This is a genomic window from Ruegeria sp. AA3, from assembly GCF_056542905.1.
Genome location: NZ_JBQGAQ010000006.1, coordinates 173,078 through 199,820 on the forward strand (window position 1 = coordinate 173,078; position 26,743 = coordinate 199,820).

Consider the following 26,743-nt stretch of genomic DNA (forward strand, 5'->3'; position numbering starts at 1 on the left):
AGTACGGTCATATAGGATACCGCTATGGCAACGCTCGAACCAGATGAAAACTGTCTGATTGAGCCACTGATAGAGGCGATCTCGGGCAAGTGGAAACTCTTGATCATCTATTGGCTGGCGCAGGAAACCTCGCGGTTTAATCAGCTTCAGCGCAACCTCGGTAGCATCACCCACCGCACGCTAACCCGACAACTTGGCGAGCTACAGGACGCTGGCTTTGTGTCCCGCAAGGACTTTCGGACTATCCCTCCACATGTGGAATACAGTCTGACCTCATTGGGGCAAAGTCTGATCCCTTTGTTGCAGGCCATGCATGAATGGGCGGCCACAAACGCGGGCAAAATGGCACATCCGAAAGACAGCAAGGAGCGCATATAGTTGCGTACGTCCCGGCAGTAATTACATCCTTCCAACGGTTGCTTTCAGGACACTGAAGCCCAGTATCGAACGCGTCGGCCAATGTCTGGTCTGGACCACTTGCCTCAACAACGTTTTGTTGAGTTGCGAACAACGAGTTGTGTAAACAGCTCTTCGGATTTGGGCGCCTGATGAGATGTGATCCAGTTGGCAAGCGCGTCTGCTGCGCGTTCACCCATTTGAGAGACCGGTAAATGTACGCTTGTCAGTGGCGGAACGGTCACAGACGAAGTTGGAAGATCGTCAACCCCGACCATGGAAATTTGGTCCGGGACGATGATATTTTGCGCCTGAAGACCAAGCAAAACCCCCAGGGCGACGACATCGGATAGACATAGAATTGCCGTTGGCCTGGTGCTTAGATTGCCCAAGTGTTTTGCAGCGTCTGCGCCGCCCTGATGGCTGATCTCGGTCTCGAAGGTTGAGAGCTTTCCGTCGAAGGGAAAGGCTTTGAGGCCGGTTAGGCGCGCTCGGGTGCGGTCATTATCGTTAACGTGGCCATGCACGACCGCAATGTCTCGGTGTCCGAGTTCAACAAGGTGTTTTAGGGCAAGTTGCGCCGCAGCCGCGTTATCATACCCGATGGTCGGCAGCGGATTTTCTGGATTAAAGAAAGACGTGACGATCGTTGGCAACGACGCCCGTTCGATCAGTTCGTGAAACGCCGGGCTGTGGGTAATGCCAGTGATGATCAGTCCTTCTGCCCCGATATCCAGCAGGCTTTTGGCTTTCTCGGCTTCAATCTCTAGGCTCGCCTCGGTTGTCGCAACGATCAGAGACAACTGATGGTCTGATAGCTTACGCTCCAGAGCAGCAAGGAATCGGGCAAAGATCGCATTGTCCAGCGTAGGGACCAAAGCCCCAACAAAGCGGGTGCGACCAGAATTGATTGCCCTGGCAGCCGCGCTAGGAACGAATTTTAGCTCGGCAATCGCGGTCTGAACTTTTTCGAGCGTTTCCTTCTTCACCACGGTCGGTTCATTCAGCACCCTGGACACCGTTGCGACGGACACGCCCGCTGCTTTTGCTACATCTCTGAGATTTGAGCGTTTTTTAGGCTCGGGGGTTTTCTGCGTCACTGATTTTAGGGCCCGTCTTGCCAATTTCCAAGTAAAGAGTTGACATATGTAACTGGTTTCATCAAGCTCTGTAACTAGTTACATTTTGGGAATCTGGCTGCACCATGCACGGGTCTACGGTTTTGCATACTTTTACTAACACGGGGTACGACGGCCCCGGTCGCCGGTTCCCGGGCTTCCCAAATGCCCTTGACGCACGCACGCATGTCCTGTCGCCGCGCGAGGCGGTGAAGCTGTCGATCAAACCCGGAGATTTGCTGTCAGTAGAAGGGGCTCGTTCAATGCAGCCATTGGATCTTGCTGCTTTGGCAGAGGGTGGGCAGCCGATGCTTGCGGCGCTTGGGCTGAGCCAAACCGGGTTGGTTGAATGGGACGGTTTTGACAGTGCCCAGTTCTCGGGCTGGATAGCAGCGCGGGATGGGGATCAGCGGGTTCCCTGTTACAGATTTGATCAGTCATCCGAGCCAGTGATTATACGTGCCAGTCAGACGATGACGGTCTGGTTGATCCGACCCGTCGGAGTTGCCGGGCTAATCGAAGGCTCAGGCGCCGGAAATGTGACGGTTCTGCACAAACCCGCAGCCAAACGTGATGTGCAATTGCCGCCTTTTCTGGGGGATACACGAGACGAATTCACCATCGCTCGCGGCAGCGCCATGGCGTATGAGCTTAAAGCTGGCGAATTCGTTCAAATCATCGATGTTGAAGGTCAGCAATGTTCCGATTTCATGGCGTTGCGGGCTGATGGCCTGGACCGTGGCGAGGAATGGATGATCGACTCCACTGCCACTCGGTCCATGGTTAGACGGGCTTTTCCCGGTCCCGGTTTGCTGGATAAATTCTTTGATCGCGATATGCGCCCGTTGCTGAATGTGGTTCAGGACACTTGTGGTCAACACGATACATTCGGTCTGGCGTGCACCGCTCGCGGTTACGAAGAGAGAGGCTTTCCCAGCCATCTAAACTGTTCCGACAACATGACCAATGCTCTGGTGCCCTACGGTGTCAAAAAGCGGACCGCTTGGCCCGCAATCAACTTCTTCTGGAGCACGTGGGTTGACCCGGCTTCGCATCATATCCTGACTGAAGAATCCCGTTCACGCCCTGGTGATTATGTTGCCATGCGAGCGTTGGAGGATCTGGTCTGCACCTCGACCGCCTGTCCAGACGATATTGATCCGATCAACGGCTGGAACCCGACGGATGTGCATGTACGTATCTATCGCCCTGAAACACCGATCCGCCGTGCGGTTGCCTATCGCGAAAAGGAAGACGCCCTCATGTCGATCAGCCAGGAGTCCGCTTTTCATGACCGTCTGGCCCCGCTGACCCAGCATTTTGCGCCAGCGCGTGATCTATGGGCACCGGTCAGTTACCCGGCCCATGGTACTTTGGGTGAATATTGGGCCTGCCGCGAAGCTGTGACAGTGCAGGACATGAGCGGTCTGCGCAAATTCGATATCGTCGGCCCGGATGCCGAAGCGCTGCTGCAACTGGCCACCACTCGAAACGTGGCGAAACTGTCGGTTTGGCGTGGATCTTACACGCTGATGTGCGACGAAAGTGGATCGGTCATTGACGATGGCACCCTGTTCCGTCTGGCACCCGAAATTTTCCGTTGGTGCTGCGGGTCCGAGGAAAGCGGGCGGGTGTTGCAGGAACTGGCAGACGCGCGCGGCTTGCAAGTGCGGGTCCACGCATTGCGCGGAACGATGCCGAACCTGGCTATTCAAGGGCCGAAATCGCGCGACTTGCTACGCAAGATCGCTTTTACCCAACCGCATGTTCCCAGCCTGGATCATCTAAAATGGTTCGGTGTCACCGTCGCACGGCTTAACGATCGCGAAGGTTCGCCGTTCATGCTGTCGCGATCGGGCTATACCGGCGAATTAGGGTATGAAGTTTTCTGCTCAAAATCCGATGCTGTCGCGATCTGGGATGCGGTAATGGCAGCCGGCGAAGAGTTCGGGATCACCCCGATGGGTTCAGCCGCACTAGACATCATCCGGATCGAGGCAGGTCTAGCCGCCGCAAACGCCGAATTCGCACCGGGCGTCGATGCGTTCGAGGCTGGGTTGGGCTTTGCGGTCGATCTGACTAAGTCTGACTTCACCGGCAAGTCGGCTCTGCAACGCAACGCACGCGATCCGCGCCGGGTGCTCAAAGGGCTGCTGATCGGCTGTGATGACGTGCCAGCCCACGGTGCGCCGGTCTATGCAGGAGAACGGCAGGTGGGTGTGGTGACCTCGGCTATACGTTCACCGATGCTGGAGCATGCGATTGCGATGGCCCGATTGTCGGTCGAGCAGGCGGAAAACGGCACTCAATTGGAGATCGGACAGCTCGACGGGCGGATGAAACGCCTGTGCGCGACGGTCTCGGACATTCCATTCATAGATCCGCAACGCAAGCGGGCGCGCGCCTGATGGCGCATGTAACTCAACGAAACGGGAGAAATAATATGAAAAAAGGAATGCTAACGGCAGCATTGTCCCTGACATTGGGCGCGACAACCGCGATCGCACAGGACAAAGTGATGGTCGGTGAACCCAGTTGGCCCGGTGCCAAGATTATGAGCCGCGTCATTGGTCAGGTTATCGAAACACGTCTAGGCGGTGAAGTTGGCTATGCGCCTGGCGCCAATGCGGTGATCTTTGCAGCGATGGATGGCGGGCGTGGCGATATCGACGTGCACCCGGATGTCTGGCTGCCGAACCAGTCTTCGTTCACCGACGAGTATGTCGATCAGAAGGGCACTGTCGCGCTGTCTTCTGGCAGCTACGAGGGGCGCGCCGGCATCTGCGTGCCGAACTATATGGTTGACGATCACAACATCCGTTCAATCTACGATCTGGCCACCCCAATGGCGCAAGAGCTCTTCGACTCGGATGGTGACGGCATGGGTGAGGTTTGGGTTGGTGCTTCGGGCTGGGCCTCGACCAACACATTCAAAGTGCGGGTGCGGGACTATGGGATCGAGACCTTCCTGACACCAACGACCGAGGATGAAACCGTGTTCTATTCGCGCTTGAAGGATCAGGTTGACCAACAGAAGGGTGCGGCCTTCTACTGCTATGCGCCGCATTACGTGCATGCTTTGTATGATGTGACAATTCTGGAAGAACCCGAACATGATGCGACCACCTACAAGATGGTGCAGCCCGATCAGGACGCGGATTGGTTCAACAAGTCCCATATCAGCACCGGTGAACCGGTCAAGACCGTGACCGTCGCCCATTCCAAATCGCTTGAGCAGCGCAACCCGGCAGCGGCGTCCTTTTTGGCCAATATCGACATGGATGCCGGTGAGCTAAGCGGTCTGACTTACGAGGTCGTCGTCAAAGGGCGTGATACAGACGAGGTCGTGGCCGAGTGGATCGCCGCCAATGGCGATACCGTCGACAGCTGGCTTGGTCTGACCACCAACTAAAACCTGTGCGCCCCCGATGATTTCGGGGGCGTCGCTCGATTCATTCAACTGCGGTGGGGTCAGTATGACAGCGGATATCGCAATCGACGCAAAAGGCGTTTGGAAGGTTTTTGGTGCGCGGTCGCAGGAAGCTTTGCAAGCCATCCACAGCGAGGGGCTGAGCAAGGCCGAAGTGCTGGAGCGCTTCAACTGCGTTGTCGGCGTCGCCGATACAAGTTTCGAAATCGAGCGGGGTGAGTTGTTCTGCGTCATGGGCTTATCGGGTTCGGGCAAGTCGACCCTTGTGCGCCATGTGAACCGTCTGCTGGAGCCCACGGACGGCCATATCTATCTGGATGGCGAGGACGTGATGGGCCTGAATGATGAGGGCCTGCGCGACCTGCGCAACCGGCGCGTCGCGATGGTGTTCCAGAACTTCGGCCTGATGCCCCACCGTACTGTCCGCGACAACGTAGCGATGCCGCTGGAAATCCGAGGCACCGGCAAGGCGCGCCGCTGGGAAGAAGCGGACCGGGTGCTGGAACTGGTCGAGCTCAACGGTTGGGAAGACAAATATGCGCATGAGCTGTCGGGCGGTATGCAGCAACGTGTGGGTCTGGCCCGTGCCATCGCCGCCGACCCCGAGATATTGCTGATGGACGAGCCGTTCTCGGCCCTCGACCCGCTGATCCGAAAGCAGTTGCAGGACCAGTTCATGGATCTCAGCCACAAGCTGAACAAAACCACGATGTTCATCACCCACGATCTAGATGAAGCGATCCGCATCGGCCATCGTATCGCGATCATGAAGGATGGGCGCATTGTGCAGATCGGTACGCCGGAAGAGATCATCCTCAACCCCGCCGATGACTATGTGGCCGACTTTGTGGCAGGGATTTCCAAACTCAACATGATCTTCGCCCATGCGGTGATGAAACCGGTTGAAGAGTTCGAGGCGCATCACGGCGAAGTGCCCGAAGATGCCAAAGAGGCGCATCCGGACATGGATTTGTCCGATCTGATGAACCTCTGCGTTGATGGTCATGGAGTTGTAGCCGTCACTCAGGATGGCAAGACCGTGGGTGTTATCAACCGAGCGGGTCTGATCCGCGCGATTCAGGACAGTCAAGCCTAGGGGGACCGCTATGAAACATGTTGATACACAACAGATCCAACCGGAAACCGCCGACCGCCTGAATGGCTTGATCGGAGATTTTGTGGGAAAGGGGCAGTCCTATTACCAAAAGACCTTTGCCTACATGATGCAGGCCCCCGGCTACCGCTTTACGCTGAACAAGGCCGCTGCAATTTTAGGTCCGATATGGTTCGGGGCGCGGGGGCTGTGGTCGTGGTTCCTTGGGTTTTTGGTGCTGGAAACGCTTGCCTATAACCAAATCGGCCTGGGCTTGTTCGGTGATCTGGGCCGTGAGTTTCGGGAACGCGCGGAACAGATTGAGCAGACATTGGAGCTGCGCCGCCAGCAAATTGCAGCGGCAGAGCAATCCGGTTCAACCACTTTGGAGTCATTGAAGCGCGCCGCGGAATCGCTTGAGGGTGCTTTGGCAGGCGCGCAGGAGGCCGCACGTTCGGCGGATTCGACAGGATTCACCTATCTGGTTATCGGGATCGTCCTTCTGCTGGCGTTTAAGTTCCTGGCCGCCTCGTTGGCCAACTGGACGCTTGAAGGGCAGTTCGCGCGCTGGCGTTCGGACCCGAGCGTAGCGCATGGCTGGTCGCTGCCTCGGGTAGTCGTCGCGACGGCGCTGACCGCCGTGGTAGTAATCTTGTCGATGATCAAGTTCGCGCAACCCGATGCGCTAGCAGTACTCAAAACTTTCCCAACCAACCGGGACTGGCGTTTGAACGTCGGGGATGGCGTACAAGCAGTGTTTGAATGGACCAAGACCGCCGGGCGCGGCTTCTTCGATGGGCTGACCTTTGGGATGCGCACCCTGCTGGACTGGATTGAGGTAGTGCTGGTCGATACGCCGTGGCCGGTCGTGGCACTGGTGATTATCATGCTGGCCTATCTCTCTGCCGGACCGCGCGTGGCAATCTTCACCGGTGCAGCGCTGGCCTATCTGGGTCTATTGGATTTCTGGGAAAAAGCGATGACCACGATTGCCCTGCTGGGCGCAGCGGCGCTGATCTCGATCACGCTAGGTATCCCGCTGGGCATCTATTGTGCGCGCCGCCCGCGAGCGTTTGCAATCGTGCGACCGATTTTGGATTTCATGCAGTCGATGCCGTCCTTCGTCTACTTGATCCCGGTCGTGGCCTTTATCGGATCAGGCAAGCCAGCGGGCGTGGTCGCTACAATGATCTTTGGCAGCCCCCCGGTGATCCGTTTTACCGTCCTTGGCCTGCAGCAAGTCCCCGAAACCGTGCGGGAGGCCGCCTTGGCCTTTGGAGCGACGCCCCGGTATCTGCTATGGATGGTAGATCTGCCCCTGGCGCACAAGACTATCATGGCGGGCGTGAATCAGACTATCCTGATGTCTCTGGCGATGGTGGTCGTCGCCTCGCTGATCGGTGCAAAAGGCTTGGGCGAGGACGTGCTGGAGGCACTTCAATATGCCGCTGCAGGACAAGGAATTTTGGCTGGATTGGCGATCCTGTTCTGCGCGCTCATCCTGGATCGGATTGTGGCTGGAAGAAAATGACGAATACATCAAGCGCACGATCACTCGACAGTATTTCGAGGTGGGCGATGCAGATTTGTTCGCGGATGTCACGGTTTCGTCTGAGCCCTTAGTTTGAGCAACCTCTCTGGTCCGGCGTGTGGGCAGCGCAGGCACCTACATGGTGACAGGCTATTTTGTTCTACTAATCTGATTGAAGCTGGTTCGAATTGTTTTCCAACCCGGTGGCAGCGCAGATCCAGTGCCGCATATGTTGGATTGATGTTTGAACCCAGATCGCCGGACTATTAATCGCATTCGCCACCCAGTGAGGCGTCATTCAATTAGTAGGGTGATCCGGCCGCGTGCAGTCAGTTCGTTTATCACGAGGTCACCGTACAACAGGCAGTGTTTGTCGTAGCGCCACGCACGAGGGTTTCGATCTTGATCTTGCTCGTCTCAATTGGGGTCTAACCCAACTGATCCGTCTGGAACGACAATCGTGTGCTCAGGTTTCCAGCTAAGCCATATTTCGCCACCTTCGGGCAAATCCGGGATGTCCTGATCGCGCGCTATGACTTTGAAGGTGTTGTCGTTGTGTTTCAGGACGCAGGTCGCCATCGCACCAGCGAAGATGCGACGGACCAGCGTGGCGGGGAGTTTTGAAATCTCGTCGCCGTCAGGCTCAGAGATTGATATGCTCATGTTCTCGGGTCTGACGGCCAGCGTCGACTGCGGTGTCGCGCTGTGTGGTAATTTGATATCCGCACCGCCAGAATTCAGAGCCAAGCCGCTTTGACCTGTCAGAATATTGGCTTCGCCCAGGAATTCGGCGGTAAAGACGTCGACGGGATTGTTGTAGACTTCGCGTGGCGGGCCAGCCTGTATCATCGTTCCCTGTCTGAGGATGCCGATCTTGTCTGACAAAGTAAGGGCTTCTTCCTGATCATGGGTCACAAAGATCGTTGTAATGCCAATCTCACGCTGAATACGCTTCAATTCTATCTGCATGTCGACGCGCAAGGATTTGTCCAAGGCCGACAGCGGCTCGTCCAATAGAAGCACCTTTGGATTAGTGACAATAGCCCGTGCCAATGCCACGCGCTGTCGTTGACCACCAGACAATTGATGAGGCTTGCGGTCGCCCAGTTGCCCAAGCTGTACCAATTCTAGCGCTTCACTCACGCGGCGGCGTTCCTCGGCGGCACCTACTTTGCGTACACGCAAGCCAAAACCCACATTGTCGGCGACGGTCATATTGGGAAACAGAGCATAGTTCTGGAACATCATTCCGATGTCACGCTTTTCGACGGGAATGTGCTCGACCGACTGATCACCGATATGGATCGAACCACTGTCCGCAAAGATGAATCCGGCAATGGCACGCAGCAACGTCGTCTTACCGCTGCCTGATGGACCGAGCAGGGCAAAAAAACCACCATCCGGAAAGTGCATGGTGACGTCATTCAAAGCCTTGAGTGACCCGAATGTTTTGGTGACGTTTTGGACAGAAACATCGGCCATCAGCGTTCTCCTCCGAAATTTGAGAACCGGGCTGCAAACAGCATCACGGCCATCGAGATTACGATAATGATTGTCGAGATTGCATTGATTTCCGGCGTGAAGCCTTTGCGGATCGAGGTGTAGATCAAAACCGGCAGCGTGCTGTCTCCGGGTTCGGAGAGGAAGTACGATACAACGAACTGGTCAAAGCTGACCGCAAAAGCGAACAGAGCACCGGCAATGATCCCCGAAGCGATCCAGGGCAGGGTGACGCGGCGGGTCACGGTCCAGCTGTCGGCGCCCATGGACCTTGCGGCCTCTTCCAGTGTGGGATCAAATGTCGCCAAGCGGGCGCTGACGACGACGATCACGTAAGGCAAGGCCAGGGCGACATGGCCAATCAGAACCGAGGGTGTGCCGCGGCCAAGACCGACGCCATAGAAAAAGATCAGCATCGCCGTGCCGGTGATCAGCCATGGAATCGCGATCGGCGGGAACAGCATCACCTGCAGGAAGCGCTTGCCACGGAACTCGAACCGGAACAGGGCCAGCGAGGCGGCTGTGCCCAAGATGGTGGCAATCACTGTTGTAGCCAGCGCGATCAGAATTGAGCGGGTCGCGGCATTCAGAATTTCGGTGTTCTGGCCCAGTTTTTCGTACCATTTTAGCGAAAACTCAAAGGGCAGTTGATAATACTGTGACGCGTTGAAGGACATGAACGCCATGACGATGATCGGGGCGTAAAGAAAGAATAGGATTAGGCCAAGCCAAACCTTACCTGCCCAGACCAGATAGGTGTTCTTCATGTCTGTGCCCTCCGTAATACCGGGCTGGCGGTTGCCAGGATCACCAAAACCACCGCAAGCAGGATAAAGGACAAGGCAGCCCCTAAGGGCCAATTGAACACGGCCACGAACTGATCCTCAATCACGGTGCCAAAATAAGTTCCGACACGACCACCCAATATGCGTGGTTCCATGAAAGAGCCGACGACAGGTACAAAAATCAGTACCGCACCTGCCAGCAGCCCGGGCAGGGACAAAGGCAGGATGACGCGCCACAGGATGGTCAGTTTGTTCGCCCCCATTGACCGCGCGGCGTCGATCAGATTGTCGTCGATGGCCTGTAAAGCCAGATACGAAGTCAAGATCACGTAAGGCAAGTAAGAGTGGACCAGGCCGATAACGATCGCAGGGGTCGAGAACATCAGGTTCACATCGACCTCGAACGGCAGGATCGCGTTGAGGCCGAGCTCTAGCACTCCATTTCCGCGCAGAACGATGGCCCAGGAAAATATCCGGACCAGCGAATTCGACCAGAAGGGCAGGATGACTAGAAGGAATAGTGCTTCGCGCGACTTACCCTTAATCGCCTTGGCCAGAACATAGGCGCAGGGAAAGCCAACCAGCACGGAAATCACCGTCACAGTCAGGCCCAGCTTTATGGATTTCCACAGCAGCGTTGCGTAAGTCGAGGTCTGGAAGAAGGCCTGATAGTTTTCAGATGTGTAGTGCCATTCGGCATCGCCAAAAGGCACATCGGACAAAAAGCTGAAATACAACATCGCCGACAGCGGCAAAAATATTGCCACCGTCAGCCAAATATAAGCCGGAGAAAGCAGGCTGACGATCTTGAGCCTGTCTTGTCGGGCGAGAACCGTTGACATGTCTGCTTTCTCCTTAGCGTGCCTGGGCTTATTGGGCGGCTTTCAACCCTTGCCAGAGCTCAAGGTATTTCTCGCGATTTTCATCCGAGACCGGACGCTGGAACTGGACGCGTGCCACGACTGCGGGGTCGCCCAGAACGCGTTTGTTGAAGGCGTCATCAGGCAACGCAGCGGCGGCCTTGGCATTGGCCGAAGCCGGGGCACCGCTTTCGGCCCATTTGACGTAGAACTCTGGATCGATCATCCAATTGATAAAGGCGTGCGCAGCCTCTTTCTTGGTCGATGAGGTTGGGATGGACAGACCATCCAACCAGCCGATTGCACCCTCGTCCGGCACGATGAACTGAACCGGTAGTCCGGAAGCCATCGAGCGGCTCGCAGAACCTGACCAAAAGGTTGCCACATCCAGATCGCCTGCGGCCATGAACTGGTTCCAGTCGTTTTCCGACCCCCAGTAGGTTTTGATCTGAGGCATCAACTCGGCAAGTTTGGCCTCGATGGCATCGAGATCCTGGATGTCGTTGATATCCTGGCCCGTTGCGATAGCTGCGAATTGTACGGCTTCCAACGCGTCATCGCGGATCGAGACTTTGCCTTCGTGCGCCGTGTCCCAAAATACCTCAATCGACGTTGGCATCTCGTTGAATTCATTGGTGTTCACAGCAAAGGATGTCAGGCCCCAGGTCCAAGGCATTCCATGCAGCGCACCTCCGGCGTTGAGGTCCGGATTGGCGGCCAGATTTTCGGGCACGTCGCTAAAATTCGCGACCATCGAGCTGTCCACTGGCCCTATCAGCCCCTCGGCCTGCGCCTGTGGCGTAAAGGCCGCGTTGATCAGCACGACGTCATAGGCACCGGGGTTGGTCCGAAGCTTGGTCAACATCTCTTGTTCAGAATTGAAGTATTCATGAACGACGGTGTGGCCCGTTGCCTCGGTAAAGGCAGAAATGGCCCAGTCTTCGTCGGTTCCATACCCTTGCCAATTGAGAACTCGGATCTCATCGGCCAGAACGGCCGCGCCCGTTGTTGTCAAAGCAACTGTGGTTGCTAATAGGATACGTTTGTTCATTGTGATCTCCCGGTTGAATGGTCTTTAGCTTTGGTTCTCGATCAACCCGCCTCTTTCTTGTTTAGGGCGTCCGCCACGACCGCTTGGGTCGGCGCCGTTGCGGGCCCTTGTTGTGTGGTTGACAACGCCGCAGCGACATTTGCGTAAATGGCTGCTTCCTTTGGGGTATCACCGCGCGCCATTCGCGCGATGAAACTGCCAACATGGGTGTCACCAGCGCCGTTGGTGTCCACCGCTTGAACGCGGTAAGCTGGGATATGGTGAAGAGCATCGGGCCGGGCCAGAATGCAGCCGTCTTCCCCCAGTCGCACAACAGTTCCACCGTCATCAGGGCGGGTTTCAGCAAGTGCTCTGGCAGCAGCAACAGGGTCCGTGTGACCAGTCAGAACCGCAGCTTCGCGCGCATTTGCACTGATCCATGTGGCCCGTCTCAACGCCGTCTGCAGCACTTCATGTGGGAGAGAAGCGATGATGGGCGAAGGATCGAACACTAGGTTATTGATGCGGGCATCCGAAGATAACCTCTGGTGCAGCGCATCACGCGAGCCCGTGTAGTGCAGAGCGTAGCCAGACAAAAGGGTCCAGTCGAATTCGGCAAAGCTGATCTGCGTTAAGTCCTCGGTAGTCACGTGCCCCTCAGCACCGTCGCTTGCCACAAAGGTCCGCTCACCCTGAGGGTCGATCATCACGGTACAGCAGCCCTGATCGCGTGTTAGGTCTTGTGCCCGCAGGAACGGGATACCTTCGGTGTTAAGACCTTCGCGAATAATCTTGGCAAATGGGCCTGATCCGATAGAGCCTCCATAGAATACCATCATACCTGCGCGTTTCGCGGCCACCATGGCGTTGAACCCGCCACCAGGTGCGATGGAGAAACCCTTGACGATAGCTTCTTCACCAACCGCTGGAACAGCTTCGACCTGATAGAGCAGATCGGCCACAACACCTGACATCTGAAGAAGACGATTGGTCATCTTGGGGCCTCCGTCTTTGCGTCAGACGTATGGCGAAGAGAAAGCAACTGTTCCGCTATTACTTCGATGGGTAGGTTGTTGGCAGCACGAACAGGGTCGAGTACAGCGGGTGCGATGGCTTCAATTCCGGCGCATGCCCCGGCCATCGCTCCGGCAATAGCGCCGATTGTATCTGTGTCGTCCCCGATATTCGCAGCAATCCGGGTGGCCTTCCAGACATCCCCCGACGCCATCCTTACGATGCCAAAGGCCGCCGGGACAGATTCATACGAAGAGACAGAAGTTCCGACGATTTGCGCGAATTCTACATCGGTCAGGCCCTGATCAGCGAGATCAAGTGCGTTTGAAATCCGACGGCGCATGTTTGCTTCGCCAAACCGATGGCCGCGTTTCTGCCCTTGCTCTGCGGCGTCCAGCGCTGCGTCGAGTGCTGAGTCGAAATCAAGACCATCCACACCACAGCTGACGACAGTGGCAACAGCAGCAGCAGCGGCGATGGCTTCGCCCGTGTTATGCGTCATACGGCAGGCCAGTTCCACGCGGTCCAAGAAATTCTGCGTTGGCGAGAAATGCGTGGCGATCCCAACCGGTGCAATTCGCATCGCAGCGCCGTTTGTCGTTCCGTTGCGCCCCGTTTCGCTGGCTGGTTCTCCGTTCAGCATCGCTGCAAGAGCCGCTTTGGAAGATGGACCCAGCAGGTCGCGCAAACCACGCGCTCGGACGTCACCCTCCCAATCCAGCAGGTCTTGCGCCCAAAGCGCCTCGTCAAACCCTTCGCCATCTTTCACTAAACGTTGAGCCAACAGCAATGCCTGTTCGGTGTCATCCGTCACCTGCGCCGCCTGTAGGCCATGAGAGACCGGATGGTCGGGGTAGGGGGCGACATAAGCTGTGATCTCGCCATAATGTTGCGCTATTTCTGAGCGCGACAGCGTTTGTGAGGGCATACCCAACGCATCCCCGATGGCCATTCCGGCAAGAGCGCCGCAAGCGCGACTGAAAGCCAGTTCTGCAGTGGCCATAGCCGTCAAAACTCCATGTGCAGACCAAACAGGTCTGGGTCCAGAATGCTCTCGACAAATTCCAGGGAGTCCCCGTCGGCTGAACGGGTTAACCGGCACAGTCGCAACATCGGTTCTCCTGACACGCGCCCCATGACAGCCGCGTCTTCCGCGCTGAGCGCGGGCAACACACGCGCCCATTCGCTACCGCCATTGACCGCCAACCCGCGACTGCGAAGCGTTTCCGTCAAAGAGCCGTTTTCTAGGCCGGTCTCAATTATTTCGGAAAACTCCGAACGCCATGGGACACGGCTGCGTTCCAGCGACACTCCCTGACCGGTGTTCACACGAAAACGTAAACGATCGACCATCAGGACATCGGTGCCGACACTTTCAGGTGCGTCTGCTAAATCCATTTTACCGCGTGTCAGGCGAAGAATCCGCGTCGCAAGTTCGGTTTCACCCGAGGATAATGCAACGCTCCAACCTTTCCGGTCGTCGATCGTTTTTCCCCCAAAGGTAACAAATGATCCGATGCCACGCCGGGTCGTGATCAGACCCTTGCGGCTGAGGATATCGAGGCTTTTGCGTATCGTGTTTCGACTGACCGAGAACCGTTTGACCAGCGCGTTCTCACTGGCCAGCGGTGCGCCTGTGTCCAACCCACCTGACCGGATCTCTTCCTCGAGCATGAGTGCGATCCTGACAGATTTCGGTGCTCCGATCCGATCAGTGCTTGTTGATTCTTGTTCAGACATGTTCATGCTTGTACCTTATCCGGATTCGATTATCTGTCAACTTGGGTATACGGAGGTCCACTTGGCTCAAACTGAGGCCCATGTTTGATTGGATGTGTTCTCATGACAGTTCTGTTGACTCTGGCAAACGTCCACACTTATCATTAGTGTGCTAATGAAAGTGGATATGTGCATGGCCTACTCACAACCAAGCTTGTTGCCCGATGCGCTGGGCATTCTTAAGCAGGCTGGGGTCCGCGTTGTTGCAGGTGGGACAGATTTCTATCCGGCGTTGAAAGCAGGCCAGCATCCCGAAAATCTGTTAGATGTAACAAGAATAGATGGGTTTTCGGACATCACGCAATCTGAAGGGGGCACAAGAATTGGTGCAGCCGTCACTTGGTCGGATGTTGTTGGAACTGATCTTCCTCGGGCCTTTGATGCCTTGAAGCAGGCGGCGCGCGAGGTCGGAAGCCTGCAAATTCAAAATGCAGGTACGGTTGTCGGAAACATTTGCAACGCCTCTCCCGCCGCCGATGGTGTTCCACCTTTGCTTGCATTGAATGCTGAGGTTGAGCTGGCCAGTGCAGCAAAGGGAAAGCGTGTTCTTCCCCTCGAGGCATTTATCAGGGGTGTGCGGCAAACAGCGTTGATGGATGACGAGCTGGTGACAGCGATCATCGTGCCGAAACCCCATGCTGGCATGACGTCTGGTTTTGAAAAATTAGGGAGCCGTCGCTATTTGGTCATTTCCATTGCCATGACAGCGGCAAATGTTCTTTTGGATACACAGGGAAGAATAGCCGAGGCTCGCATCGCAGTAGGGTCCTGTTCCGCTGTAGCGCAACGGCTTACGGCGTTAGAGGCGAGCCTGATCGGTCAGGATCCCGCTGATGTCAGGATTTCTCCGATTGATGTCGCAGCATTAACGCCGATCGATGATGTCCGAGGGACAAGTTCGTATCGGCTTGATGCAGTGCGTCATCAAATTCAGCGTGCAATTTACAAGGCGGTTTCGTGATGAACAAAGCGCTTTCAGGCACCCCGACCCCATTTCGTTTGAATGGACGTGAAGCGGCCCCATTGCTTTTCCCTGGCCAACGACTGTCCGAAGTTCTGCGCGAGGGTTTGGGGCAACGCGATGTGAAGATTGGCTGCGATGCGGGGGATTGCGGCGCGTGTACTGTACTGCTTGAGGGCGAGCCCGTTTGCGCCTGTCTGACCCCAGCACATCAGGTTGCGGGGCGCGAAGTCGAGACTGTGCAAGGACTATATGCCAATGACCCCGTGGCGGCCAAACTGGCGCAGAGCTTTCTGGACCATGGCGCAGCGCAATGCGGGATCTGTACGCCTGGCATGATGGTATCTGCCGTTGCGCTGCTGCGGGACGTGCCTGAGCCCACCGAGGTGCAAGTGAAGGATGCGCTAGGCGGTGTGCTATGTCGTTGTACAGGTTACCGCAAAATCATCGACGCGGTGATGGGTGCGCCCTCGGTTGCCATCGCGACAGCAGGTAAGGTGGGCGATGCGGTTAAGCATTTGGATGGGATCGAAAAAGTTTCGGCTACCATCAAGTACGGCGATGATATTGCACCAGTGGGGTGCCTTGAGATTTTGGTCATTCGCTCCCCCCATGCCCGGGCGGTCTTTGAAATCGGTGACCTCGAAGGGTTCGCGCAGGCGGCTGGACTGGACGCGGTTCTGACTGCGGAAGACGTGAAGGGCCAGAACAACTTTGGCGTGATACCCGGATTTGAAGACCAGCCCGTCTTTGCTGAGCGGGAAACGCGTTTCAGGGGAGAGGCTGTCGCGGCCCTGATTGGTGCTCGGGATGTGCTTCGCGTGATCGATCCAGAAATGGTACCGATTGCTTGGACCGAACTGCCTGCCTTACAAGACATGGACGCAGCCCAAGGTGAAAGAACCGATCAACTACATGATGGCCGGGACAACAATGTGATGTGTGCTGGTTTTGTGACTTGTGGCGATCCGAATGCGGCCCTGGCACGCGCGCATGTAATCGTGGAAGGCCGGTTTGAAAGCGGCTTTGTAGAGCATGCCTATATCGAACCTGAAGCGGGTTTCGCCGAAGTCGTGAACGGTCGCGTTGAGGTGCATGCCTGCACGCAAGCCCCGGTTATGGATCTCGAAGGGCTCGAGCGTGTTCTGGGGCTTGACCGCTCGGACATACGTGTTGTGCCAACGGCCACCGGAGGCGGTTTCGGTTCCAAGTTGGATATGAGTGTACAGCCCTACCTGGCGCTCGCGGCACTGAAGACGGGCAAGCCTGTGCGGCTTTGCTATACGCGTACTGAATCCATGCAATGTTCGACCAAGCGGCACCCCTCAGACATCACGCTTAGGATCGGTGCTGATAAGACGGGCAAGCTCTGCGGCTTTGACTTTCGTGGCCGCTTTGACACGGGGGCTTATGCCAGTTGGGGACCGACGGTGGCGAACAGGGTGCCAGTCCATGCTTCGGGACCGTACCGCGTGGCGGACTACATCGCGCAGGCCAAGGGTGTGCATACCAACAACCCGCCGTCGGGGGCGTTTCGCGGCTTTGGTGTGCCTCAGGCAGCCATTGCACAAGAATGTCTTTTCGACGATCTGGCTGAGAAGCTGGGAATGGATGCGCTGGAGTTCCGTGTTCTCAACGCTTTGGATAATGGTGTGCCGACCGTGTGCGGACAGGTGTTTGACCAGGGGGTCGGGATCAAGGCCTGCCTTGAGGCATTGCGGTTTGCCTGGACGGAAGAGCGCGCAGGTGTTGAGGCATTCAACGCACAAAATGACGCTGTAAAACGCGGTGTGGGTATCGCCAGCGGATGGTATGGCTGTGGCAACACGTCTTTGCCCAACCCATCGGCCATCAAATGCGGCATTCGCGCTGATGGCACGGTGGTGCTGCATCAAGGCGCGATGGATATCGGTCAGGGGGCCAATACCGTCATCACCCAGATTTTTGCCACCGCACTTGGGGCCGAGGTGGGTCAGATTACGCTTGTCGGAGCGGATACGGATGTGACACCCGATGCGGGCAAAACCTCGGCTTCGCGCCAGACTTTTGTCTCGGGCAATGCGGCGCGGCTGTCGGGTGAGGCATTGCGGGCCATGATACTGGAGCGTCTGAACGTTGCCGAAGATGCTGCCTTGGAGTTCAGCGCCGGGGAAATTCAGGCGACTGATGCCGGGGGGGCTCGTGTGCTGGATCTTTCGGCTCTAGAAGCGGACTCGGATGGGTATGTTCTTCGCGCCGAAGAAAGCTATGATCCGCCGACAAAGCCCTTGGATAAAAATGGGCAGGGGCATCCTTACGCCCAATTCGGTTATGCCGCGCATCTGGCTGTTGTCGAAGTGGATACCGCGCTGGGCACAGTCACGCCAGTGAAATTCATTGCGGCTCATGATGTCGGTCAGGCCATCAACCCGATGCTAGTCGAAGGGCAGGTCCATGGCGGCATTGCTCAGGGTCTGGGGATGGCGCTAATGGAAGAATACATCCCGGGACGGACCGAGAACCTGCATGACTATTTGATCCCGACAATCGGGGACATCCCCCCGATTGAGACGATTATCATAGAAGAAACTGACGCGCATGGCCCGTATGGCGCCAAGGGACTGGGAGAGCATGTTTTGATCCCAACGGCACCGGCGATCCTGAACGCAATCAAACATGCAACAGGGGTACGACTGTTCAAGGGACCGGCAATCCCCAGCGTCGTCCATGCAGCCCTCAAGAAGAGTGTAACATGATGACGGATGTAGCGAAGCCAGAAAAAATCCGCTGCGACGCCTGCCCGGTGATGTGTTATATCGCCGAGGGCAATTCGGGCGCCTGCGACCGTTATGCCAACCACGGTGGCGAGCTGGTTCGGCTTGATCCGTTGACCATCATCCAAAGTGGCCAAGACCTTGTTCCGTTCATGGGCGAGGGCGCGACTGAGGAATGGGATGGCGATATCTTCAAAGGTGAGCGTCAGTTTGTGACAGCTGTAGGAGCGGGAACCACTTATCCCGACTACAAGCCCGCGCCTTTTATCGCCAGCCAAGAGGTTGAAGGCGTCGATATGGTCACGGTCGTGACCGAGGGCATCTTTAGCTATTGCGGTGTGAAGGTGAAGATCGACACTGACCGTCATATCGGCCATGAGCGAGACGTGGTGCGCGTCGACGGGGAACCGATCGGCCATGTCATGACCTCTGAATATGGCTCAAAGATGCTGTCCTTGGGTGGTGTCGAGCACCTCACAGGTGGTAGCAAAAAAGAAGGCCGCGTAACATGTGACGCCCTGCTGCGGCTGTGTAACCGAGAACCAGTGACGATGGTGATCGGCGAAGAAGATCACGCTACCGAAGTTGTGGTCGAGGCCGGTAAGCCACCGATCATCAACGGCGTGACAGAAAGCTTGATGCGCGTAGGCTGCGGTTCTGCCACGATAGGCATGTTCCCGAAACAGTGGATCGGTCATGTCGACGACGTCGTGGTGGTGGATGACCACATCACCGGAGTGCTCAGCGAGCACGAGACCGGCAAGCAGCTTGATGTCCCTGCAACGGGGATCAAGATCAAAGGACGGCGCTCGACGCCTGGGCGATACTTTCAAGTGGCTGAACCCGGTACAGGTTGGGGGGGGACAGATATCGAGGACCCTCTTGCGATCCTTGGCCCCTTCAACCCCAAAACAGCGTGGGAAGGCCTGCGGCTATTTATGGTGTCCACAACGGGTGAGCAGTTTTCATACTATGAACTCGACGCCGATCTTGACCCGCAACTGCGGGACGTACCCGCGAAACTGGCGGCTTCAGCTGCGCTGATTGCGGAAAACTGCGAACCTTCGGTTTGTTCAGTGCTGTTCATGGGTGGGGCAGGGGGATCGCTGCGCGCAGGCGTTACTGAGAACCCCGTACGCCTGACCAAATCGGTCAAGGACGCGCTGACCCACGTGTCTTGCGGTGGTGCAGATGCCTATGTGTGGCCCGGAGGCGGGATCACTGTGATGGTAGATGTGTTGGATATGCCCACGAATTCTTTTGGCTATGTTCCAACTCCCGCGCTTGTCGCCCCCATCGAGTTTACCTTGCGTGTCAGAGATTACGCTGCTCTGGGCGGACATGTGGACCACATGCGCCGCGTCAGTGACATCAATTCGGATCAGGCTCGCCACGTACGACAAAAACCTAATGCCGGGGATCCGATGGATCTTGGAAACTACAACTGGAAGGCGGACGCAGAATGAGGCCGCGCGCGCGCCTTTTGCCCGATGGCCAACGGCTGCATCTGCAGCATGGCCCCAGTGATCTGATTGTTTGGGTGGAAGGGGATCGGGATCAGGCGTATTGGGCCGCAGCAAAGCGGTTCGAAACGATTATCGCCGAAATTGTCGCGGAACTGCCGGACCTACGGGGGATGCTGTCTCCGCTAACAAAACGTCCTAACGGCACAGTTGCGCGTCGAATGCATGACGCGTGTCTGCCGTTGATTGATGTCGGGTACGTCACACGGATGGCCGCCGTGGCTGGAAGCATTGCGGATGAGGTGCTTGCGGCAATGACCCAAAGCGCGAATATCACGCGCGCTTATGTCAACAACGGTGGAGATATCGCTCTATATCTGACCCCAGGAACGAGCTTCAATACCTCGATTCAAGCCCATGACGGCGGCGAATTGGGTCGGATTGAAGTTACGGACAAGGATCGTATCGGGGGTATTGCGACCTCTGGTCGCCACGGGCGCAGCCTGTCTCTGGGCATTGCGGACAGCGTGACGGCGCTCGCCTCATCGGCCGCTGAGGCTGACGTTGCGGCAACACTCATCGCCAATGCGGTGGACCTGCCGGGTCATCCATCGATCACACGTCGCGCCGCTTGCGATATCGACGAGAACAGTGATTTGGGGGAGTTGCCGGTCACTGTTAGCTGTGGTGCTTTGTCAGCCGAAGATTGTGAACGCGCTTTGGCCCGTGGTCTCAACCGCGCGACGTCGTTTCAGGCCCTGGGACGGATCGCGTCTGCGGGTTTGTTCCTCCAGAGCCGATCTGTCACAACCGGTGCACACGCATTTTCGTTCCAACAAGAGATACAACATGTCCCAGCTTAATGTCCGGAAAACAGCCTATTCTGTCGAAGAGATTTTCCACGAAGGTGGCCCGGCCCCGGCGAACCCCCTGCGCCGGGCGGCGGTGATTGCGATTATCGAGAACCCATTTGCCGGGCGTTACGAGCCTGATATTCAGTGGTTCATGGAGGACCTCAAGCCACTTGGTTTGCTGATGGCGAGGCGATTGGTCGAGATGCTGGGCGGGGCGGACAAGATTGAAGGCTATGGCAAAGGCGCATTGATAGGTGAGGCGGGTGAGCTGGAACATGGCGCCCTGTGGCACGCTCCGGGAGGTTACGCGATGCGCGAACTTCTCAATGATTCCAACGCGATCGTACCCTCTACCAAGAAAGTCACGGGCGTTGGCGGGCGGCTCGATGTGCCGATCACCCATATAAATGCCTCTTACGTTCGAAGCCACTTTGACAGTATGGAGGTCGGCCTGAACGACGCGCCCAAAGCTCATGAAATGGCCGTCATTCTGGTCATGAGCACGGGACCACGTATCCACGACCGCGCTGGCGGCCTGGCAGCCAAGGATATCAAAGGAGAGGACGGCCTGAGATGAGCGCTAAAATTCGCAAGATCGCTGTAAACATCGAAGAAACGCATTCCGAAATCGGACGAAAGATCGACCCGGCCACGCGCAAGGCCGTCGCCGTTGCAGTAATCGAGAACCCGTTTGCGGGCACCTATACCGAGGACTTAAGCGCATTGATGGGGATCGGTGCAGAGCTGGGAACGCTGTTGGGTCGCAAATGCGTAGAAGCCCTTGGCATCACACCAGAGCAGGCAGAGAGCTATGGCAAGTCGGCCATGGTCGGCGAAAATGGCGAGTTGGAACATGCCGCTGCGATCCTCCATCCCAAGTTGGGCGCGCCGTTGCGTAAAGAAGTGGAAAAAGGGGCCGCCTTGGTGCCGTCTTCGAAAAAGATGGGTTCGCCCGGTCAGGTGCTTGATGTACCGCTTGGGCACAAGGACGCAGCCTATGTGCGCAGCCACTTTGACGGCATCGAAGTACGGCTGAACGATGCGCCGCGTGCAAATGAAATTATGGTGGCCGTGGCTGTGACCGACAGCGGGCGGCCATTACCCCGTGTCGGTGGCTTGACCCACGATGAAGCAGAAGGCAAAGACGGGCTTCGTTAGGAGCACTTATGTCAAACAGCGTCGATCCCTACCACCTTGAAGACCAGGTCGGATATCTTTTGCGGCTGGCCAGTCAGCGTCATTCGATCATCTTTCAGAACCGAATTTCCAAAGATCTGACGCCGACGCAATTTGCCACGCTGATCCGGGTGGCCGAGAAGAAAGAAGTGTCGCAAAATCAGCTGGGCCGACTTGCAGCAATGGATATTGCGACGATCAAAGGGGTGGTTGACCGTCTGAAAGCTAAGGGGCTTTTGCGCGCGACCGCCGATCCCGGTGACAAGCGCCGATCTATCATCTCATTGACCGAGGCGGGCGCTGAGTTAATGGAACAGCTTTACGCTGACGGGTTTGGGATTTCGCATGAAACCCTCGCACCTCTCAAGAAGTCCGAGCAAAAGACGCTTCTGGCATTGCTCAAAAAGATAACCTGACCTTCAAAGATCGCGTTGCCCGCATATTGCGCCAAACAACCCAAGTCACCGAAAATCGAGCTTACAAAATACGTTCCGGCAGGCGTTGTGCGGGCGGTGTGTTGCGAGAACGTTCCGAGCAGATCACGCCGTCAATGATCGTCATGCCAACACCCGGCAGGTTCCCCTGCGCAACGCTTTCAAGCATGTTTTTTCCGGGCGCGTGCTGCGCTTGGTCCAGCAGGACGAAATCGGCGCAACGACCCTTTTCAATAAGACCCACATCCAGATCACGCTGCCGTGCGGTGTTCCCATTGCCAAAGCAAAAGGCAATCTCGGCGGGGACGTTTCCGAAGGCCGACAGCATGGCAATCATCCGCAAGATTCCAAGCGGTTGCACACCTGACCCTGCTGGCCCGTCGGTACCCAAGATCACTTGATCCAGCTTGCCTAACTCGCGCGCGGTATTCACCGTAAGCACTGCGGCGCGTTCATTGCCGTTATGAACGATTTCAAAGGCTTGCTTGGTGCAGGTTTCACAAAGGCAGATGATCTGATCATCCGGCAGTGCCGAATGACCTCCGTTAATGTGCCCGATCACGTCGGTACCCGTCTCGATCACCATATCCGCGTCGATGAGGCCGGACCCGGGGATGGATGGGCCTCCCGTGTGGATCGTGGACTGAATCCCATATTTTCTGGCCCATTCGACCATCTGGTTTGCGGTTTTGCCGTCCTTGACCGAACCCAAGCCGACTTCGCCCAGATATTTCACTCCGGCGTTGGCCAGTTCGGCGAAATCCTCCTCGACCATGCCATGTTCGATGACAGGGGCGCCGGCATGGACCTTGACACCGGAGGGGCGAAAATTTTCATACCAGCGTTGTGCCGCGATCGACATCGCCTTGAGGCCGATCACATCTTTGGGTCGCCCCGGCATATGAACCTCTCCGGCCGAGATCATTGTGGTCACACCGCCGTTCAGAGTGGAGTCGATCCAGTGGAGTTGTTGCTGACGGGGCGTGTAGTCACCTACCACCGGGTGCACATGGCTGTCGATCAGACCGGGGGCAAGCGTCACACCATGGGCGTCTACGATGCTGGTTGCGTCGTCGGTATCGAGGTCCTTTTCATTGCCCCATGCGTCTATCTTACCATCTATGGCAATCAGACAATCGCCATCAAAAATCGGTTCTTCCATTTTTCCTGACAGGATCATGCCGATGTTCTTTATGACAAGTTTTTCCATAAGATCCTCCCACTATTCATTAGTATACGAATATAATTAGCAGGCATGCGTCAAGATAATTCTGGGGCGAGAGGCATTCTTCACAAATCAATTGACAGGATATTCCATTACCTCATAGTCATTAGTATACCAATGAGCTGAATGACCTGATCTGGGTGACTGACAAAGAATACCTAAGGGTGAGGCATCTGGCCGCTTTCTTGGTGGCAACAGGAGGTGATCTGATGGCGCTCGATTCCAAAGAGACAAAGTTCCCGATCCCGGCGGGTGTATTTGCCCAGACTGTAACTGAAGTGCAGCACTATACTGATCGGCTGTTTCGGTTCCGTATGACACGGCCTGCATCTTTCCGCTTCCGGTCCGGTGAATTTGTGATGATTGGCCTGCCAAATGCCGAAAAGCCTGTGTTTCGGGCCTACTCTGTGGCGTCTCCCAGTTGGGATGAGGAGTTGGAGTTTTATTCGATCAAAGTTCCGGATGGTCCGCTCACCGAACATCTACAAAAGATCAAGGAAGGTGACATCGTTTTAATGCGCAGAAAACCAACGGGCACCTTGGTGAACGATGCGCTGCTGCCGGGCAAACGGCTTTGGATGTTTTCTACAGGTACCGGATTCGCGCCCTTTGCAAGTTTGATCCGAGACCCCGAGACCTATGAGAAGTTTGATGAAATCATCGTCACCCACACCTGCCGCGAAGTTGCTGAACTCACCTATAGCAAGAACCTGGTTGCGTCTGTGAAAGACGATCCGTTGTGCGGAGAGTTTGCGCATGGTCTGCGCCTTTATGCGACCACCACACGCGAAGACTATCCGTTCATGGGCCGCACTACCGATCTAATGACCAATGGCAAGCTGTTTAGAGACCTAGAGGTTCCCCCAATTTCGCCAGATACCGACCGAGGCATGATCTGCGGCTCAATGAATATGCTCAAAGATACCAAGGCTCTACTCGAGGAGTTCGGTCTGGTCGAGGGATCGAACAGTAAACCAGACACGTTTGTTGTTGAGCGTGCTTTTGTCGATTAAGAACAACTGCTTGTGTTCTGCTTTTCTGTGATTCACTGAAGGTTTGTCACTTGCCAAAGGCAATCCGCATCATAGTGTAAATCTATAGGTTACCGAGATGGGTGCGCCATCGGACATATAAGGGCGGTGGTCGTTAGAGTTCAGCGCAACAGTTAATTCATAATCGCCGGGCTTCAGCGCTCCGACTTGAAAGCTGTTTTCGTAAAGTCGGCCAAGCTTCAGGCCGTTCAGATAGATATGGGCGTGACCCTGACCGTCGATATGCGGTGTGCCGTCCTCGACAAGGACAAACTCGAAGTTTTTAACGCTAATTTGAACAGCAAATCCGTCAGTGCTGACCTGCGGGTCCTGAATCAGCGCGATCGTCGGGCTAGGGGAGATTTCGATGCCGTTGGCATTGCTGTGGTCCATTGACGTCATACTGCCGGTTGCCTCTGGATTCAGGATGCGAGCCACTACCTCGCTGCCATCGTCAAAGTTGAGCGCCAGCGAATGATACGTGCCTTCGGGAAAGCTTCCGTCGGGCACTTGCAACATGATATGGGCCCCGTCCATTGCCAGTTGCGCCGGATCGCCGCCAGGCACTACAAGTGGTTTGTCATGGCCAGGGTTCATTAATGACGTGTGGGCTCCAGATGGCGACGTGACGCTTTGAAGAATGCGAGGGTCACCGTCATTTTGCAGCTTAAGAGTGACCATGAACAGCGATCCCGACGCCCCCATCGGCGCGGCGCGCCCGTCGCTGACCTTTACAGCAGTTTGCGGCGTACCTGCGAATATGTAGGCGAAACCCAACGCGGCCGCGATACCTGCCACAGCGAACCAGCGTTTGCTCATCTGACTTGCCTCCTTGCAAGAATTTGTGTGTATGCTAACGAAGTGAAGTTGATTGTGAAGTCATTTCTAGCGTTAATTTGCGCCACTATGGTTGCTGGACCAGCCTTTGCCCATGCCGCCGATCAGGGTTTTGTGCTTCTTTTGCCCACCACCGCCTACATCACTGGTGGTACAGCGACTGTGGCTGCGACAATCCTGCTGCTTGTTTGCCTGAGACCAGGGCAGATTGAGGTTATACTGCGGCCCATTACATTGCCTCTCAAGCGCGGTCGAGGTCGATGGTGCAACTGGGGTCAGATCGCAGCCTCCCTTTGTCTGATGTTGTTGATTCTGATTGGCCTAAGGGGCCCAACGGACCCGCAAGCGAACCTCATGCCTTTGGTGCTGTGGACCATATGGTGGATGTTGCTTTTCATGGTGCAAGCGCTGATCTTCGATGTCTGGAAATGGGTTAATCCCTGGCCGGGCTTGCACCGTCTGTTGGCCCCAGATCACAAAGCACCTCTGACACTTGCAAAAAAACTTTCGATTTGGCCGGCTGTTGTTCTTATGGCGGCGTTTCAGGGCTTTGTTCTTGCCGATGCAGCACCAAACGATCCGGGCAGGCTTGCGAGTTTCGCGCTTGGATACTGGGGTTTTACACTACTGGGTATGACCCTTTTTGGGCGCAAATCCTGGCTTGGTCAGGTCGAGTGCTTTTCGGTCTTGTTCGCACTGATCGGCACAATCAGATCGGTGCGCGGGGCAGCATTTGGCGTGCCGGGATGGCAAGTCTTTCACGGTAATCAGTTTGATCTAAGCCATGCGGCCTTTGTAATAATTATTCTCGCATCCGGCAGTTTCGATGGCCTCTACGAGACCTTCTGGTGGCTGGATCAGTTAGGGGTCAATCCCTTGGAGTATCCGGGGCGAACCGCGATGATCTGGCCGACGACGCTTGGCCTCTACACCAGTATGCTACTGCTGACGTGTATTTTTGCGCTCGCCGTTTACTTGGGAACGGTACTGGTGCACGAGACCGTTTCCTTCAAAATAGCCTTCATCCGCTTTTCCATCACCTTGCTGCCGATTGCGATTGGCTATCATTTTGCCCACTACTTCGTGACGTTTCTGGTTCAAATTCAGGTTGCAGTCGCAACACTGGCCGATCCTTTCGCGCTTGGTTGGAATCTGTTCGGGCTAGGCGGCCGCCCCGTCAGGGTCGGGTTTCTGACGATTCCAGAAACTGTGAAGACCATCTGGCTCACCCAGGCGGGTGTCGTTGTATTGTCGCATGTTTTAGCGGTCATCTTGTGCCACAGGACAGCTGAGGCTCTTTGCACATCCCGCAGGGACATTCTGCTGTTGCAATTGGGTCTGTCTATCTTGATGATTTTCTATACGATTTTCGGGCTGTGGCTGCTTTCCAGCCCGCGCGGAGCCTAAAAAATGTAGACAACTCGTTAGTATACATACAAACTGACTAAAAAAAGAGAGGCGAAACATCGCCCT

24 protein-coding genes are annotated in these 26,743 nt (G+C 56.1%); 14 read left to right on the plus strand and 10 right to left on the minus strand.

Features of this window, described 5'->3' with window-relative positions:
- Positions 1 to 24: 24 nt before the first annotated feature.
- Positions 25 to 378: a winged helix-turn-helix transcriptional regulator gene (locus ACR0JR_RS12600; RefSeq protein ID WP_480456432.1), complete on the plus strand. Its 354-nt coding sequence runs from the start codon at positions 25 to 27 to the stop codon at positions 376 to 378.
- 104 nt (positions 379 to 482) lie between these two features.
- On the opposite strand, the gene ACR0JR_RS12605 is transcribed toward ACR0JR_RS12600, so the two are convergent.
- Positions 483 to 1,496, minus strand: a complete 1,014-nt coding sequence (locus ACR0JR_RS12605; RefSeq protein WP_480456433.1) for a LacI family DNA-binding transcriptional regulator — start codon at positions 1,494 to 1,496, stop codon at positions 483 to 485.
- A gap of 104 nt (positions 1,497 to 1,600) precedes the next feature.
- Here ACR0JR_RS12605 and ACR0JR_RS12610 point away from each other — a divergent pair, with 104 nt between their 5' ends.
- The 4 genes from ACR0JR_RS12610 to ACR0JR_RS12625 all read left to right on the plus strand — a co-directional run bounded on the left by ACR0JR_RS12610 (position 1,601) and on the right by ACR0JR_RS12625 (position 7,568).
- Complete coding sequence (locus ACR0JR_RS12610; RefSeq protein WP_480456434.1) at positions 1,601 to 3,922, plus strand: DUF1989 domain-containing protein; 2,322 nt, start codon at positions 1,601 to 1,603, stop codon at positions 3,920 to 3,922.
- 35 nt (positions 3,923 to 3,957) lie between these two features.
- The gene (locus tag ACR0JR_RS12615; RefSeq protein ID WP_480456435.1) at positions 3,958 to 4,926 is read left to right on the plus strand and encodes an ABC transporter substrate-binding protein; all 969 of its coding nucleotides are present in this window, start codon (positions 3,958 to 3,960) and stop codon (positions 4,924 to 4,926) included.
- A 64-nt stretch (positions 4,927 to 4,990) separates the two neighbouring features.
- The gene (locus ACR0JR_RS12620; RefSeq protein ID WP_480456436.1) at positions 4,991 to 6,040 is read left to right on the plus strand and encodes a quaternary amine ABC transporter ATP-binding protein; all 1,050 of its coding nucleotides are present in this window, start codon (positions 4,991 to 4,993) and stop codon (positions 6,038 to 6,040) included.
- A 10-nt stretch (positions 6,041 to 6,050) separates the two neighbouring features.
- Entirely contained in the window at positions 6,051 to 7,568 is a 1,518-nt protein-coding gene (locus tag ACR0JR_RS12625) for an ABC transporter permease (RefSeq protein ID WP_480456437.1), read from the plus strand.
- Positions 7,569 to 7,985: 417 nt separating this feature from the next.
- On the opposite strand, the gene ACR0JR_RS12630 is transcribed toward ACR0JR_RS12625, so the two are convergent.
- Genes ACR0JR_RS12630 through ACR0JR_RS12660 form a run of 7 tightly spaced genes read right to left on the minus strand, consistent with a single transcriptional unit; the run spans position 7,986 to position 14,497 of the window.
- Entirely contained in the window at positions 7,986 to 9,050 is a 1,065-nt protein-coding gene (locus ACR0JR_RS12630) for an ABC transporter ATP-binding protein (RefSeq protein WP_480456438.1), read from the minus strand.
- On the minus strand, positions 9,050 to 9,835 hold the full coding sequence (locus tag ACR0JR_RS12635; protein ID WP_170477118.1) for an ABC transporter permease: 786 nt from the start codon (positions 9,833 to 9,835) through the stop codon (positions 9,050 to 9,052). Before ACR0JR_RS12635 ends, ACR0JR_RS12630 begins: the two co-directional genes overlap by 1 nt.
- Complete coding sequence (locus ACR0JR_RS12640) at positions 9,832 to 10,695, minus strand: ABC transporter permease (protein ID WP_480456439.1); 864 nt, start codon at positions 10,693 to 10,695, stop codon at positions 9,832 to 9,834. The genes ACR0JR_RS12635 and ACR0JR_RS12640 overlap by 4 nt, the downstream gene beginning before the upstream one ends.
- Before the next feature lie 28 nt (positions 10,696 to 10,723).
- Complete coding sequence (locus ACR0JR_RS12645) at positions 10,724 to 11,764, minus strand: extracellular solute-binding protein (protein WP_170781917.1); 1,041 nt, start codon at positions 11,762 to 11,764, stop codon at positions 10,724 to 10,726.
- A 41-nt stretch (positions 11,765 to 11,805) separates the two neighbouring features.
- Positions 11,806 to 12,738, minus strand: a complete 933-nt coding sequence (locus ACR0JR_RS12650) for a PfkB family carbohydrate kinase (RefSeq protein WP_480456440.1) — start codon at positions 12,736 to 12,738, stop codon at positions 11,806 to 11,808.
- Positions 12,735 to 13,760: an ADP-ribosylglycohydrolase family protein gene (locus tag ACR0JR_RS12655; RefSeq protein ID WP_480456441.1), complete on the minus strand. Its 1,026-nt coding sequence runs from the start codon at positions 13,758 to 13,760 to the stop codon at positions 12,735 to 12,737. Before ACR0JR_RS12655 ends, ACR0JR_RS12650 begins: the two co-directional genes overlap by 4 nt.
- Before the next feature lie 5 nt (positions 13,761 to 13,765).
- Positions 13,766 to 14,497 carry a GntR family transcriptional regulator gene (locus tag ACR0JR_RS12660; protein WP_170543534.1) on the minus strand — a complete coding sequence of 244 codons (732 nt, stop codon included), beginning with the start codon at positions 14,495 to 14,497 and terminating at the stop codon, positions 13,766 to 13,768.
- 172 nt (positions 14,498 to 14,669) lie between these two features.
- Between ACR0JR_RS12660 and ACR0JR_RS12665 the strand changes: the two genes are divergently transcribed.
- Genes ACR0JR_RS12665 through ACR0JR_RS12695 form a run of 7 tightly spaced genes read left to right on the plus strand, consistent with a single transcriptional unit; the run spans position 14,670 to position 22,159 of the window.
- Positions 14,670 to 15,497, plus strand: coding sequence for an FAD binding domain-containing protein (locus ACR0JR_RS12665; protein ID WP_480456442.1), 828 nt, complete (start codon positions 14,670 to 14,672; stop codon positions 15,495 to 15,497).
- On the plus strand, positions 15,497 to 18,232 hold the full coding sequence (locus ACR0JR_RS12670) for a molybdopterin-dependent oxidoreductase (RefSeq protein WP_480456443.1): 2,736 nt from the start codon (positions 15,497 to 15,499) through the stop codon (positions 18,230 to 18,232). Before ACR0JR_RS12665 ends, ACR0JR_RS12670 begins: the two co-directional genes overlap by 1 nt.
- Positions 18,232 to 19,716 carry a 6-hydroxynicotinate reductase gene (locus tag ACR0JR_RS12675; protein WP_480456526.1) on the plus strand — a complete coding sequence of 495 codons (1,485 nt, stop codon included), beginning with the start codon at positions 18,232 to 18,234 and terminating at the stop codon, positions 19,714 to 19,716. Before ACR0JR_RS12670 ends, ACR0JR_RS12675 begins: the two co-directional genes overlap by 1 nt.
- Positions 19,713 to 20,576, plus strand: coding sequence for a UPF0280 family protein (locus ACR0JR_RS12680; protein WP_480456445.1), 864 nt, complete (start codon positions 19,713 to 19,715; stop codon positions 20,574 to 20,576). The genes ACR0JR_RS12675 and ACR0JR_RS12680 overlap by 4 nt, the downstream gene beginning before the upstream one ends.
- Entirely contained in the window at positions 20,563 to 21,144 is a 582-nt protein-coding gene (locus tag ACR0JR_RS12685; protein ID WP_480456446.1) for an amino acid synthesis family protein, read from the plus strand. The genes ACR0JR_RS12680 and ACR0JR_RS12685 overlap by 14 nt, the downstream gene beginning before the upstream one ends.
- Positions 21,141 to 21,725, plus strand: coding sequence for an amino acid synthesis family protein (locus ACR0JR_RS12690; RefSeq protein ID WP_319546706.1), 585 nt, complete (start codon positions 21,141 to 21,143; stop codon positions 21,723 to 21,725). The genes ACR0JR_RS12685 and ACR0JR_RS12690 overlap by 4 nt, the downstream gene beginning before the upstream one ends.
- Positions 21,726 to 21,733: 8 nt before the next feature.
- Positions 21,734 to 22,159 (plus strand): MarR family transcriptional regulator, encoded by a 426-nt coding sequence (locus ACR0JR_RS12695; protein ID WP_170477091.1) that lies wholly within the window; start codon positions 21,734 to 21,736, stop codon positions 22,157 to 22,159.
- A gap of 61 nt (positions 22,160 to 22,220) precedes the next feature.
- Here the strand turns inward: ACR0JR_RS12695 and ACR0JR_RS12700 are convergent, their stop codons facing one another.
- Positions 22,221 to 23,387, minus strand: coding sequence for an amidohydrolase family protein (locus ACR0JR_RS12700; RefSeq protein ID WP_480456448.1), 1,167 nt, complete (start codon positions 23,385 to 23,387; stop codon positions 22,221 to 22,223).
- A 224-nt stretch (positions 23,388 to 23,611) separates the two neighbouring features.
- Between ACR0JR_RS12700 and ACR0JR_RS12705 the strand changes: the two genes are divergently transcribed.
- Entirely contained in the window at positions 23,612 to 24,415 is an 804-nt protein-coding gene (locus tag ACR0JR_RS12705) for a ferredoxin--NADP reductase (protein WP_480456450.1), read from the plus strand.
- Positions 24,416 to 24,484: 69 nt separating this feature from the next.
- Here ACR0JR_RS12705 and ACR0JR_RS12710 read toward each other — a convergent pair whose 3' ends face one another.
- Positions 24,485 to 25,252, minus strand: coding sequence for a copper chaperone PCu(A)C (locus tag ACR0JR_RS12710; protein WP_480456451.1), 768 nt, complete (start codon positions 25,250 to 25,252; stop codon positions 24,485 to 24,487).
- 87 nt (positions 25,253 to 25,339) lie between these two features.
- Between ACR0JR_RS12710 and ACR0JR_RS12715 the strand changes: the two genes are divergently transcribed.
- Positions 25,340 to 26,677 (plus strand): hypothetical protein, encoded by a 1,338-nt coding sequence (locus ACR0JR_RS12715; RefSeq protein ID WP_480456453.1) that lies wholly within the window; start codon positions 25,340 to 25,342, stop codon positions 26,675 to 26,677.
- The last annotated feature ends 66 nt before the right edge of the window (positions 26,678 to 26,743 follow it).